Annotated in this window: 7 protein-coding genes; 1 reads left to right on the top strand and 6 read right to left on the bottom strand. The window is 53.6% G+C overall.

Going from position 1 to position 13,735, the window contains the following annotated elements:
• Positions 1–35: 35 nt before the first annotated feature.
• Entirely contained in the window at positions 36–962 is a 927-nt protein-coding gene (locus AC0L6S_RS02320) for a tetratricopeptide repeat protein (protein WP_473426808.1), read from the bottom strand.
• A gap of 241 nt (positions 963–1,203) precedes the next feature.
• Between AC0L6S_RS02320 and AC0L6S_RS02315 the strand changes: the two genes are divergently transcribed.
• On the top strand, positions 1,204–3,471 hold the full coding sequence (locus AC0L6S_RS02315) for an HlyD family secretion protein (protein ID WP_473426807.1): 2,268 nt from the start codon (positions 1,204–1,206) through the stop codon (positions 3,469–3,471).
• On the opposite strand, the gene AC0L6S_RS02310 is transcribed toward AC0L6S_RS02315, so the two are convergent.
• The 5 genes from AC0L6S_RS02310 to AC0L6S_RS02290 form a co-directional block, all read right to left on the bottom strand.
• Positions 3,468–5,948: a CaiB/BaiF CoA transferase family protein gene (locus AC0L6S_RS02310; RefSeq protein ID WP_473426806.1), complete on the bottom strand. Its 2,481-nt coding sequence runs from the start codon at positions 5,946–5,948 to the stop codon at positions 3,468–3,470. The two genes, AC0L6S_RS02315 and AC0L6S_RS02310, sit on opposite strands and share 4 nt — an antisense overlap.
• Positions 5,945–6,904, bottom strand: coding sequence for an alpha/beta fold hydrolase (locus tag AC0L6S_RS02305; RefSeq protein ID WP_473426805.1), 960 nt, complete (start codon positions 6,902–6,904; stop codon positions 5,945–5,947). Before AC0L6S_RS02305 ends, AC0L6S_RS02310 begins: the two co-directional genes overlap by 4 nt.
• A gap of 51 nt (positions 6,905–6,955) precedes the next feature.
• Complete coding sequence (locus AC0L6S_RS02300; protein WP_473426804.1) at positions 6,956–8,566, bottom strand: alkaline phosphatase family protein; 1,611 nt, start codon at positions 8,564–8,566, stop codon at positions 6,956–6,958.
• 13 nt (positions 8,567–8,579) lie between these two features.
• Positions 8,580–8,906 carry an acyl carrier protein gene (locus AC0L6S_RS02295; protein WP_473426803.1) on the bottom strand — a complete coding sequence of 109 codons (327 nt, stop codon included), beginning with the start codon at positions 8,904–8,906 and terminating at the stop codon, positions 8,580–8,582.
• Positions 8,907–8,983: 77 nt separating this feature from the next.
• A complete protein-coding gene (locus AC0L6S_RS02290) occupies positions 8,984–13,717 on the bottom strand; it encodes a type I polyketide synthase (RefSeq protein ID WP_473426802.1) in 4,734 nt (1,577 codons plus the stop codon).
• Positions 13,718–13,735 lie beyond the last annotated feature (18 nt).

Below are 13,735 nucleotides of genomic sequence, written 5' to 3'. Positions count from 1 at the left end.
TTGGTTACTATTCAAATGCTATCGGGTAGACACTGTTATTCTGGAATGCTGTGAGCATTCTTCAGCCCGGCAAGCAGACCATCAATATCAGGGTGCAATACGCCCAGCCTGGGGTTGATTGCCAAGGCCTCGTCTATTTCTGTGGATACCTGCTCCGGTTGCCCCATCCTGGCATAGAGCCTGGCGAGAGCATAATGCGTCTCCGCCGATTTTGGGTTTACCAAAAGCGCCTGACGAAAATTTGTCAGCGCCAGTCCGAATTGCTCCAATTCCAGGAACGCCATGCCAACTTTATGAAAGCCTTCGTACAGTTGAGGGTTGAGTTGCACAGACCTCTGGAACTCCCGTACAGCGTCGGCATATTCCTGCTTGGCGAAATAGATATCGCCCAGCAATTGATGCGCACGTGCCGCACCGGGGTTTAACAGTAATGCCTGCTGAACTTCGTGAATCGCCTCCGATTCTCTTCCCTGCTCCGCCAAAACGGATGCCAGCTTGAAGTGAACAAGTGGCAGTTGCGTATTGTACTTCACTGCCAGACGGTAGGCCCTGATAGCCTCCTCAACAGCTTCTCTCCCCGCGTATAGATCACCCAACATGAGATAACCGAAACTGTCCTCAGGAGCGTATCGTACGGAAAGCTCGCACAGATCGATCGCTGAGCTAATATCGCCAGCTTCTGATTTTAGATGGGAGAGGATCAGATAACCCTTCGCCAGAGAAGGATCCAGCGACAGAGACTTTTCACATGCAGTGGTAGCGGCTTCCAACTGGCCGCGGATCAGGTAGATCCAACCCAGCACAAGATGTCCCATGGGATGCTGAGGATCGTGCTCGATGATATCGAGACATTCGGTGAGCGCTTGATCGACATTACCTTTTTGAACGTAAGCCTGGACCACCTGAAGGCGCGATAGATTGCCCGTTCCCAGGTCTTTCAGTGTGGGGATATATTCATTCACTGTCGATGCCAACACATGCTGTAACTAAAAACCCCGATTCGTTAAACGCGCGTATCAAATTCAATCAAAAAAAATGCCGCGCGACTTATAATATGCTAATAATGCATTGTTTACTATTTGAAGCGGTGTATCGGGGCCTCCTAAAATAAAGTGATTTGTGACATGAATAACAGTTCAATCGTGAATGAGCCCAAAAAACGGGCACGCCCCCTCCGCAGCTGCCGATAATAGGGCAATTCACATGCAACCAGAGCTTTCACGAGAAGCTGAAATTCTAAAGATCAAATCGAACAGCTTTATTATCGTTAATAAAGCTGATGATCGACGTATACAGTGCGGCCAAAGGGAAGTCGAACTGCTTTCCCTGATCGACGGCTCGAGAACCCCGCAGCAGATTTGTGATGACTATACACGCAGGACAGGACAGTCACTTGCCTCCCGGCACTTGCAGGAGTTCCTGAATCAGCTGACAGATGTAGGTTTACTCTCGGATGCAGGCTCCGCGGTTGCAGAGAAGCAACGCAATCGTAGGAGAGATTATCGGAGCCAAACCTGGATAAATCGACGCATCGATTGGGTGGAAAAAGTTATCGGCTGGATGCTGCACCCCGCTACACTGGTTCCTGTCTTTCTTCTCGTTATTCTCGCTGCCACTATTTTTATCAAGTCTGCGGATACCATGTTGGATCAGTTCCAATCAGCCGCCGCTGATTATGGGCTGTTTCTGGTACTGTTTATCTTTCTCGGAAATGTTTTTGTTGTGACCTTGCCGCGAGAGGTTTTGATGGGCGTGGCCTGCCGCAAGTTTTCTGGGCATATCGCCAGTATAAGGCTGTATTTTTTCCGTCACCTCGTACCCTACTTTTTCTGTGATATTCAGGACTCCCTGGCCCGAATAAGCCGTCGCGGTCAGCTGACGCTGCTGATCCTGCGGCCATTGGGCAATATTGTTATCGTATCAATCGCGGCGATTCTATGGCGGCTTGCCCCGAATGACTCGGCGATTTCCCTTTTTATCCTGATCGTTATGGCGGCAGCCATCATATCAGTACTGGTAATGCTTAACCCATTTGGTCGCGGCGATGGTTACATGCTGATCTCCTATCACTACGGCATCCAGGATCTGCGAGACTGGGCGATGTCAGAAGCTCGAAATATGCTGTTATTCAGGCCGGGTAAGAGAGCGTGCAGTGAGCACCGCCGCTTCTGGCTGCGAATATATGGTTCGGGCATTTATATCTTTCAGTTACTATGGTTTTCTTTCATAATCGGGTTGATTGGATGGCTCCTTATATCCCGATTCGAGGGGTTTGGTGTACTTCTCTTCATCACTTTGCTTATCTGGTGGTACAGGGATTCAATAGAGAATAAATTCGTGAAAATTGGCTGGTATCAGAAACTCGTAAAGGCAATTGGGAAAGAGCGAGCCGACTGGCTCCTGCGATTGTCGTTCGTTGGGATAGTTATCCTTATAGGCTTCGTCCCCTACGACTATGAAGTGTCTGGTCAGGTAAGGCTCATGCCCGTCGCACAGCAGGGCATTCGGGCGCAGATAGAAGACGAGATACAAGCTGTCCACGTCAAAGAAGGCGATTTTGTACAGGAAGGAGATGTTGTCGCAACCCTGGCAGGCCGCGAAGAACGTGCAGCAGTGCAGACAACTATGGCTGAATTAGCCGCGGCAAAAGCGCAACTGGAATTACTCGAGGCGGGCACACGCGAAGAAGACATCACTATTGCGCGCCAGCAAGTAGAAGAGTACCGGATTCAGCAGAAATTCCAGCGTTCCGAAGTCGAGCGATTGAAGGTACTTGATCAGAGCAGCTATGCCAGAAAAAAGGATCTGGATGAGACGATAATGCGCCTCAACGACGCCACCAACAGTATCGCGTTAGCAGAGGCAAATCTCGAGCGGGCAATTAACGGCCCGCGCCCGTATGAAATCAGCGCGGCTCGCGCCGAAGTCAATCGCTTGGAAGCGCTGCTGGAACACAATCGGGTGATGCTTTCCCTCTGCGAGATTCGCACTAACCTCTCAGGCCAGGTTATCACGGTCAATACATCAGATCGTGTCGGCAATACCGTTGCTCCGGGCGACCTGATCCTCGTTGTCCAGGACACCTCATCGCTGGAGGCAGAAATTGCCGCCCAGGAGTCTGCGGCGGGGCGCATCGAGCCTGGCATGCCGGTTGAGATCAGGCTGCGGGGGCTTGATGGGCAACTGTTATCGGGGGAAGTCGCCCGCGTATCAATGAATGCTGTCAAAGAATCCGACTTCCAGGTGGATTTATTCCGAACAGACAGGGAAGCTCAACTGGAACTGCAGCGGCAGACAAAAACAGATAAGAAAATCCGTATCTATGCGACCCTCGAAGAGCGGGACGAAGGCCTCGTGCCCGGTATGACGGGTACTGCACGAATTTATATCAGCTCCGGAACCCTCTGGGGTGCGATAGCCAAACCGATTCTGCGTTTCTTCCGCGTCGACGTCTGGTCCTGGCTACCCTAATAGTCGTATGCTGTTCCAATACTGGATTCGTCCAGTATTGGAATCGCGTCTCTGTTCAGGCCTGGCAATAACCGCCCAACGTCGAGATTGTGCTCGCCGAGTCGAGGGCCGGGGTACACCGTCGTTTTCATACCTTTCAGTTTGAAGGGCACACCTACGAATTTCGCCTGGCTGACACGTTCAGCGACGCTACCCGAGGCGGCGCTATGAAAGTATTGGCGAAATTGCAGGTGAGGATCTTCGGTTAGTTCGGCGACATTCACAACTGCAGCAGCACTGACACCCGCTCCCTGCAGCTCAGCCATCAGTGCGGAAGACTCCCTTGTAGCAGTCCACCGCATAATCAAATCATCCAGCGCATCGCGGTTCGCAAGTCGGTGCTCGTTAGTCACGAAACGGGAGTCACTCTTGAGGTCCAATCCTAGGTGACTCCCGGCATCCTCATGAGATTGATCTGCCTGCACAATGTCACAAAACGACAGCCACTGCTGCTCACTTGTAATCGACAATGTTAGCCAGCGATTCTCCCCGACACAGGGATAGCACCCCTGCGGCGCGAAATACGCACTGGCATTGCCTAATGGTGCACTGGACTCTCCGTCGATCTCCCACTGTAGTAATTGTTCTCCAATAAGCGCGTGGGTGGCCAACTCCATCTGCGACAGATCGATAAACTGCCCCTGCCCCGTAAGCCTGCGGTGGTGTAATGCAGTGGCAATCGCCGCGGCACCGCCTATACCATTGATCACATCCATCTCACGAATGCGCTGCGGCGTATCGTCACCCCTGTAGCGCGTGAGGCTTTGGATACCACCGAGGCCCTCCATCACGGCTCCGTAAGCGCAGTAACCCGCATAGGGTCCTGTCTCCCCGAATGCCGACATCGAGAGCATGATGATGTCCGGTTTCAGGCCCGCAAGAGTGGCGTAGTCGCAGCCAAGCTTTTCCATGACACCCGGGCGGGAGTTCGATACGCATATGTCTGCAGTCGCGACGAGTTCATACAGCATGGCGCGGTCCGCCGGGCGATTCAAATCCAGTGCCACGGATTGCTTATTGCGATTAATCTGATCCCAGGGTGTCTGCTTGTTGTATGCCTGATCCTGCGTGCGTCCTCCCCGAAAAAAACACAGCCTGCCAGGATATTCTATTTTGATAACATCGGCGCCGTAATCGGCGAGCAGCCTTGTACAGTGCGGCCCGGCCCAACTGTGGGTAAAGTCGACAACGCGAATACCTGCCAGCGGCTGTCGTATTTCACTGGCGGCAGTTGCCTGATCCTGCGCAGGAGAATCACTTCCAAAGCCCCCTGCGGGCATACCTGAGCCGAGATGATCAAGCACGGCGTCGTGCTCTCCCAATGCGGGTGTACGCCCGGTTACCCATGGCGTTAAATGCATTTTAAAAGGGGCATCACAAATGCGGACTGCGCCCAACTGCGGGTGTTCAATGGTCTGGAAAAACTGCCTAGCCTCATGCTGGCTTGAATTCAGCGCTTCATCGAGATCGGCGACATAGCCGAAACTCATACCATTGCGCTGGCCGACATCAAAGATATCGTGTCTGGACAGTGCTTCAGCCCAGTCTTTTACATGCTGGTTTATCAGCGCCCGGTTCTCGATCCTGTCGCGTAAATGATAGAAGTCCTCACTTGCCAGCACCGAATCTCCGAACAACTTTGACCCCTGTGGCCAACGCCGAAACGGTGCTCCAATCACCGTGACATACCCGTCTTTACAGGCAAAATTTCCCCATGGAACGAAGGGATGCGCCCCCCGGGTAGCCACTGTACCTTTAGCCAGGAAACCGTGGACCCGATTTTCGATTTGCTCAATACTGCTTTCCATAATGGACAAATCAATGTATTGACCAACGCGGCTAAACTGCCTTTGTTCCAATGCGAAGAGAATCGCAAGATAACCGTGCAAGCCGGCAATGTACTGGTTCAACTTTGGCCCAGCAGACAGTGGCTCCCGCTCAGGAGAACCGGTACTGTCCATAATGCCGCTCAGCGCACTGAGCTGTATTTCCTCAGCTCTAAAATCGCGGTAGGGCCCAGTTTGACCGAAATTGGAAATTGAAAGCATGACTAGCTTGGGGTTAACTTGCTTCAATGTCTCGTAGTCCAATCCGAGACGCGCCATTACCCCTGGAGAAAAATTTTCAACAACTACATCCGCGTATTCTATCAGGGACAACGCTTTCTCAACTCCGGCGGGCGTTTTCAGATCAAGCGCAACGCTTTTCTTTCCTGTATTCAGCCAGAGAAAAGAAAGACTGTCAGCTGACTTTCCCGGCCCCTTCGCAAACGGTGGCATTGTCCGCTCCGGATCGCCACTCCCGGGAGGTTCGATCTTTATGACATCGGCGCCAAATCCGGCCAGCAGTTTGGTGCAATAGGGACCAGCAACACGGTGAGTAAAATCAACGACCCGAATAGTATCGAGCGCACCGGGTTTTACGTGCTCTGTTGTCATTTGCTCTCCGCTGCCACCGCCTCCCGTGCCGGATCCTGCGCGGCCACTTTACGGTCGTGAATTTTTAGCGCAGTCCTGGCGCTCTGGGTGGCGGCAAGAAAGGCTGCCACTTCAATGCCAAAGGTCTGCGGCTGTGACAAGGGGAAAAAGTGTCCCGCCTGCGGTGCCACCACCGCACTGCAACCTGGCAACAGTTTCTGTAAGCCATGGAAGGAATCCTGCAGTGTGGTGTGCGACCCGTAGTAAACCATCACCGGCTGGGTGATCTGGCTGATCTGTTCTGCGGTGGGGCCGTCAACAAACGATATTTCCTCCCGCGCCTTCGTTGTCTGAAGTAACTTCAACCATTTGTCAGCAGAGCGGGCGCCTCCGCCGAAAGGGGCGAACGGCATAAACAGAGGACTGCCTTTAAGTTTGTGGCGTTCCGAACGCCATTCAGGTTTGGCCAACTGCTCCAGCAACCAGATACCCGAGTCTCTCTCATTCTCGGGAATATCCAGACCCAACGCGTGCAGCTTGGGCAATGCTTCAGTAGCGTTGGGCCAGTCGCGTGCAAAATTGCTCGGCTGAATAGCGTGAACCCTTGTGTCCGCCAACACCAGGTTCTCGACTCGCGATGGAAATCTTTCGATAAAACGCAGCGCCACCGCCCCACCGAAACTATGGCCGACGATGGTGGCTTTCTCGATATTCAACTGATCCATCAGCGAGAGCAGATCCTCGGCCATATCAGATGGCCGATAGCCTGTTTCACTCATACCACTGTAGCCGTGACCACGCAGATCATAGACAGTCACCCGATGATTGGCGGACAGCGGCAGCAACAGATCCATCTGCCAGAAAGCACAATTCGCCGCCAGCCCGTGGATCAGAATAACATCGGGCCCCTCGCCTACTTGCCGATAACTGATTTTGACGGCCTCTACATCGCCCCTGCCACAGACCACACTTCCCATTACACTGCCCCAGTTTCCAAGTTAGACACGCAGGTTTTGATTGGCTCTACGCTATTCCATATATCCCAACGCCTGCATCTGCTTCATCAGCTGCGCCTCTTCGTCCTCGTCCAGGCGAACGAAATCGCCCTCCTGCCCCAACGCCGACAGTGGCGGCAAAGTCGGCTCACCAATGCGAACCGGATTCTCTGCGAAGTATTCACTCTCAAATACATCGGCCGGAACCGGCGCTTCAAAATTCGAGGGAATATCCATATCCATACTATAGAGAACCGTGGGCGCTACCTGTGCAATCTCCAAGTCTGGCAGCACCACACCCTGTTTGATTCCCGGCCCCGCTGCGGCGAATATGCCAGTGGGATAATGAGTGCCGTCAATCGCCGGTCGCGGACAAACCACAGGTTCCTTATCCAGGATTGAAACAAAGCTATGATCTCGCATGACTACTGTCAGGTCTGGTGCCTGATCATTGAAATCGCCAGGGAAATGTATCTCTTTCTTCAATACGTCAATCACAATCCGTTCGCCGGTATCCGGGTCGACAATAGTCGCCAATCTTTCGATCAGCTTTTCACGGAATGCGTAATACTCCTCAACTGGCACACCCGGCTCATCGGGCTTGAAGCTGACCTGGATATATATCCCATTGGAGGTTGTTGAACGTGCGTAAGCCGTGGTTTTATCCCAGTCGAGTAACACAAAGTGCTTGTCCTTCAGTTTGTCGAAAGCGGCCCTGTCGTTCTCGTCCATATCCTCATCGAAGGTACGCCAAGTCAAATAGCCCTCCTGCGCCAGCCAGGTATTGACCCGAAACACCTCCCAGGTGGGCCCGAAGCCATGATCTGAAACCATCACCACTCGTGTTTGCGGGCCTGCCAACGCCACTAACTCCTCGATAAAGCCGTCGACTTCGCGGAAGAACTTCTGCATCAGATCGCGCATTTTGATTTCAAAGTCGGTGGGATTCTCGGGAAAATTATCCGGGTCGACGAAGCGCCAACCCATATGCATCATCTTGTCGGGCCCGTCGAACAGGATGGATGTCAGTTCGGTGGGGTGATTCTTCATCAGGTGTTTCGCTACATTGAACCACTGCCGCTCACGACTGATGTGGAATTCTGCCCACGCCTCATACTCATCCTCCGAGATACCCTGCGAGGCCTTCTTCTCCATATCGAAATCCCAGGCCAGTTCGCGGGGATCAAAACCGGGTATCTGTTTGAGTTCGTCAAAGCGCTCACGGGGAAAAACGTGGCGACGCAAATGCCGCCAGGACACCAACCCCGGGACCACCGTACCCTCAACCGGGGGAGGTGGCGCCATCAACGGATAGTTCAGGGTTGTCGCCCTGCCATTCGATCGACTGACAATGGACCATATGGTTTCCGTCTTAATGTCATTAAACGTCGACAGCGTAAAGTAGTAATCGCTTTTGCGTTTCTCGGCATAAATAAAATCAAACACCCCGTGATTGCCGGGCGTTCGACCCGTCATGATGGTTGTCCATGCCGGCGGCGTCAGCGGATTGGGTGTGGAGTTCAGGCCCGCTTTAACACCGCGTTCGGTGAATTTCTTCAGGAAAGGCATAACACCTTTTTCCATCAGGTCATCAAGGACTGTCCAGGTGGCGCCATCGAGGCCTATCAGTAATGTGGGTTGCATAAAATTTCCCCTATCAATGAGACAGATGCGGCACGAGGAATGTCGCGACATTCCCTACAATGATTTCATCAACGTAACGGCCATCTTTCATCACCAGTTCCTCAAATGGAATGGCACGATTACGATAGTGCTCCTCGATGGCGGCGATGAATTGCACGACATCAATGGATTCAAAACCGAGATCGGTAATCAGGCGGGTATTACTGCCCAGCGGTTCATCTAGATCCATATCCCAGTCCGCAATCATGTCTTCAAGAATCTCTACCAGTACGGGCAAAATGGCCTGCTCCCCGCCACTGTTAGGCGCTGCTGCTTGTGTACTTCCAATCCCGTTTGTCATTGAATCCCCTCAAAATTGCTTTGATACACTACCCGGTTACCGCTGTGGCAGGCCGGAAAAATCGAACTACTGTCACGCTACTGAATCGTATGCCCCGCCGGGGAGTTGCCATCGCGCGCTACCGCCAAACCGGCTTCAAATGCGCTACTCACATCCTGGCTCATCGCAGCCCAGGTGATGTAGCAAAAATCAAATAATTCACCCGCCTCATTGCTCACCTTACTGCTGACAACCAATGGGGCTTCCTGTGCGCTCTCAAGCCATGCGCCGCCGAGTAAAACACTGCTATCTGTTTGGATATCCACTTCTACATCAGCGCAGCAGATCGACAGTGCCCGCTGTGCCTGCAGAAACTCGACCGCGGTCTCCTTAATCGTCAGCATCCGTAACAGCCACTCAATACGCTCACCGGGATTTACCATCTGTAGCCAGAGGTTGCGCTCGCGCCGGCTCAAAATAATATACGCCAGTACTTTCTCCCATATGCCATTTTCCGCAGACCAGAACTCCGCTTTTATCAGGTCGGCGACTCGGCAGTGGAACGGGCCGCCAGAGGGCAGAGAAGGTACAAGATGATCATTTCTGGAAGTCAATCGAACATCCCGGCTGCCGCGGAACGCATGAAACAGGTTCGGCATAATCACGCGCCGATGCCTCAAGCCACTCACAATAACGCGTTGTTGTCCCGACGCATCTGATACAACAGCGTCTGATACCACACTGAGATCATTCTCACCGACAGGGGCGCCGGCACTGCTTACGCTACGGACCCTGACTGTTGCCACATCCTGCGATTCAAATGCAGTTCCAAAGAATGCTATTTCATCGATGCCAGTGGGAAAGGCGACAAAGTTATGTTCATACTGACTGGCAAGCCAGAGACCGATGGTCTGACCGATCGAATCGAGCAAGATCGGTTGCGCGACAAACCGGGCAGACTGATCCCCGCCACGCTGGTACCAATTGTCTTTCGGCAGTTGCAGGACACTCTGGTTACCCTCTGTGCCTACGATATCGACAGATTTCACAGACTGAAATGCTGCACCGTGGAACAGCATGCCCGGATAAAAATCGGCGCTGTCGATCCCGCCGCGCGTTTCAGCACCAATACCTGGTGCGTGACTCCTCCACGTGGCATTCTCGCTGTCACTGAATATGCAATGGCAACTCGCCACGTTCACAATGACGTCACCCTTTCCTACCGCAACGCTTACAGCTATTGCACCGCTCTCATCCGCAGTGACAGACGACCGCAACAACAGCGGTGCCTCACCTTCCAGCAACAACCAATCGAGCAACTCGATGCGCGTGATTTTTACAAGCACTAGCCGCGTGGGGTTGCTGCGCAATTGAAAAGCGATCGCCGCTTCAGCCATCACTTCGATCACCATCGACAATGGAAAGACTGGCAGCGCGACCAGATCGCGATCGTACTGGGAAATCTGTCCGCCAAGCGTGTGGTGATGCAGGTACTGTTGCTCTCCCAGACTGATTTGATGCTGCATAACAAGACGAAGACCGGGTTCAGATTCTGTGACGAGGCCCTGCAATGGCCCTGTAACCGGCTCCCCCCCACCGCCGCTACCCGGCGGTGTTGACGCATCTACCCCCATCATGCCAACCATTGTCTGCTGCTGCAGTTCCAGAAACGCATCCATCGTCTTGAAGTATTCAGCAACAACCGCCGTAGCGGCATCATTGTCAGCAATACCCGTCGCAGTCGAGGATGGGGCGGCTGAAGCCGCGACACGAGGCTGCTGCCAACCCACCTGGCTGCGGTCTTCAGGGCTACCCGATTCCAGCGGCGTTGATACAGATGGTGTGCCTGCGGCCGGTGGCGCTGACACAGGGTTGGCTCGCGCCAGTCGCGTGGCAAAATCGCGTGCCTGATCCTCAGCAATCTTGATAACCGGAAGCCCCAGCGCCAATTTGTAAGCCGATTTAGTCACGGGCGGGCTCAGTTCAGACAGATCCAGCAATTCGGGCTGGCGGGACTCGTAGAGTGTATCCAGGCTCATTTCCACGCCATGCGCAAAGAGCTGGCTCAGCGTATGCAGCAGTTGCGAGAGGCCCGTTTTCCTCTGCGAATTACAAGCCACCACCAGCGCATCGCGCTCTTTCAGGATATCACCTGCAAAACCGGTCAGATTACTACGCGGCCCGATTTCAAGAAAAATACGCACACCATCGTCATGCATCTTCTCAATGGTGTCCTTGAAGCGAACGGTACGCGCCCACTGCAGGACGGCGAGCTCGCGAATAGACGCTTCATCATCGGGGAAGCGATCAGCCGACAGGCATGAGTAAAGTGGCACTGTAGGCGCACTGATCGGCAAGGTATCAAAAAATGCTTTGAGCGGCCCTAATGCACGCTCGAACAGGTGGGTATGATACGCCCGGCTGAATGGCAAATTCTGGCAAAGGGCACCGCGCTCGGCCAACAATGGCAAGAACTCTTCGATATCCGCCGGCTTGCCGCACAGCACAAACTGATGCGGGCAATTCTCCATTGCGAGTATCAGGCGGCCATCGCTGCGCTGTATGACATCTTCTATATCCTGTCGCTCGACACCACCGACCGCCAGCAGTTGCCCCTGGGGAATATTGTCGGCCTTGGCCAGTGCCTCAATCGCCCGGTTGCCCTCCTGAATAAAACGAATCAGGTCCGACTCATTCGGAATCTGTATCGCGCCGGCGGCCTCAAGCGCCATAATCTCACCAGAACTGTGGCCCACTATCACATCACCCTTGATACCCAGTGACGTTATCAGGCGGAAAAGCGCCCGGTCCGCCGATATCACGGCATCAACAGCACCATCCATATTGAAGAGCCTGTCCTCGGCCTCGCGCTCGTCTGACAGCGGTGTTGGAAAAATGAACTCACTCGGCACAAAACCGCGTTCGTGATCGACAAACGCGCGGTCAAGTAAGTCGAAGGACTCTCTTACCTCCGGAAAGGCCAGACTTAAATCCTTCAACATGTTGACGTACTGGGAACCTTCGCCGGGAAATAGCAACGCCAGAGTCCCCTGTTTACCCAGGGGGCTCTCGGTGTAAAACACGCCCTTGCGGTTGCGAATCTGTTGCCTGTCCTGTTCCTGCAACTGCTTTACCGATGTTGTCAGCTTTTTTTGTAGATCGGCGATATTGTTGGCGACGATTCCCAAGCGCGCCTGCGCAGCTGCATGCCCTCGGGGGTAACGGCTTTGGTGATCATGCCAGAGCGTATAGGCGACATTGAGCAATTCAGTATCCGGTCGCGCCTGCAGGTAAGCGAGCACTTTTCTACATTCATCGACAAGGGCCTCACGCGAATCGGCGCTGACGCTTACGAACTCGCACTCGCGCTGTCGGTTGAGACAGACTTGAGCGGAAGCCGAGCCACTGTATTCCTCGAGAATTGTATGTGCATTTATCCCACCAAAACCAAAGGCATTGACACCGGCCCGACGCGGCGCACCGTCACGGCCATGAATCCACGGTCTGGTTTCGGTATTGAGGTACAGCGGGGTTTTGTCAATGCCAAGTTCCTCGTTGGGGTTCTCTATCCCCAGTGTCGCGGGCAGTGTTTTATGATACAGCGCCAGCGCGGTCTTGATTATCCCGGCTATGCCCGCGGCGGGAATAAGGTGACCGATCATGGATTTCACTGTGCCTACGGCAATTTTGTCCTTTCGCGCACCGTCGTTTCCGAACAGGCTGCCGAGAGAGGCTATTTCGGTTGCGTCACCCAGACGAAGCCCCGTACCGTGCGCCTCGATCAGGCCGATGGAAGCCGGGTCTACCGATGCCTTGGCATAGGCACGGCTCAACGCCATCGCCTCACCTTCCGGCCGGGGCGCCAACAAGCCTTTGGCCTTGCCATCGCTGGAGGACCCAACCGCTTTAACCACAGCGTAAATTCGGTGTCCGTCACGTATGGCATCATCCAGACGTTTCAGCACCACCATACCGATACCTTCGCCTAGCATGGTGCCATCGGTATCGCTGTCGAAAGGCTTGAGCGACTCGTGTCGCGACAGCGCATTGAGCTGGGTGAACAGCATGTGAATTACCGCTGGCGTCGATATCTGAACTGCCCCAACGAGCGCAGCATCGCTGTGACCATCGGCCAGATCCTGTACCGCATTTTCCAGTGCTATAAGCGCAGAAGCACAGGCAGCATCGACGGTATAAGTCCGCCCTTTGAGATCCATGCGATTGGCGATAATGCCTGTCATCACACTGGACGCGAGTCCCGGAGCTGTTTCCGTTGTAAACGGCGGAAGGCTGCTCTTTAGCGATGACTTGATGTCGGCGAGTGTCTGTGCATCGATGTCCGGGTGAAGTTGTTTCAATAATGCCAGCGTCTGGTCGACAACAAGCCCGTGCTGCAACAGGTTCACATAGCCGCGATTGACGTAGGTGCCACGCCCAAGAATGACCTCAAACTTCTCCTTGTTAAACGGCAATTCACCGAAGCCTGCATCCTTTAATGCGGCCTGAGCGACTTTCAGCGCCATAAAGTGCTCTGGTTCAGCGCCTTCTACACTCACCGGCATAATGCCGTAATCGATGGGATTGAATTCGGTATTGTCGTCGATATAACCGCCGCGACGACAATAGATACGATCATTGGCGTCTAAGTCACTGTCGAACACCTCATCAATCAAGCGATCTGCCGGGGGATCAGTAATTGCGTTTTTCTTGCTGACAATGTTTCCCCAGAAGGTCTGAATATCAGGCGCCTGGGGGAACACGCAACTCATTCCAACAATCGCTATATCTGTTGGCGAATGACTCTTCCCTGCTTTTTGCTGACTATCGTCCATCTCATTCCCGGCTTGGCG

It is taken from the genome of Halioglobus sp. D3-4, from assembly GCF_055809315.1.
The sequence above is the reverse complement of the archived record's forward strand: the minus strand, read 5'-3'. Positions and strand labels throughout refer to the sequence as shown.

Bases quoted from the DNA above. Each gene is read 5' to 3' on its own strand.
- AC0L6S_RS02295 (WP_473426803.1), bottom strand. From the start codon at position 8,906: ATGACAAACGGGATTGGAAGTACACAAGCAGCAGCGCCTAACAGTGGC.
- AC0L6S_RS02315 (WP_473426807.1), top strand. From the start codon at position 1,204: ATGCAACCAGAGCTTTCACGAGAAGCTGAAATTCTAAAGATCAAATCG.
- AC0L6S_RS02300 (WP_473426804.1), bottom strand. From the start codon at position 8,566: ATGCAACCCACATTACTGATAGGCCTCGATGGCGCCACCTGGACAGTC.
- AC0L6S_RS02305 (WP_473426805.1), bottom strand. From the start codon at position 6,904: ATGGGAAGTGTGGTCTGTGGCAGGGGCGATGTAGAGGCCGTCAAAATC.
- AC0L6S_RS02290 (WP_473426802.1), bottom strand. From the start codon at position 13,717: ATGGACGATAGTCAGCAAAAAGCAGGGAAGAGTCATTCGCCAACAGAT.
- AC0L6S_RS02310 (WP_473426806.1), bottom strand. From the start codon at position 5,948: ATGACAACAGAGCACGTAAAACCCGGTGCGCTCGATACTATTCGGGTC.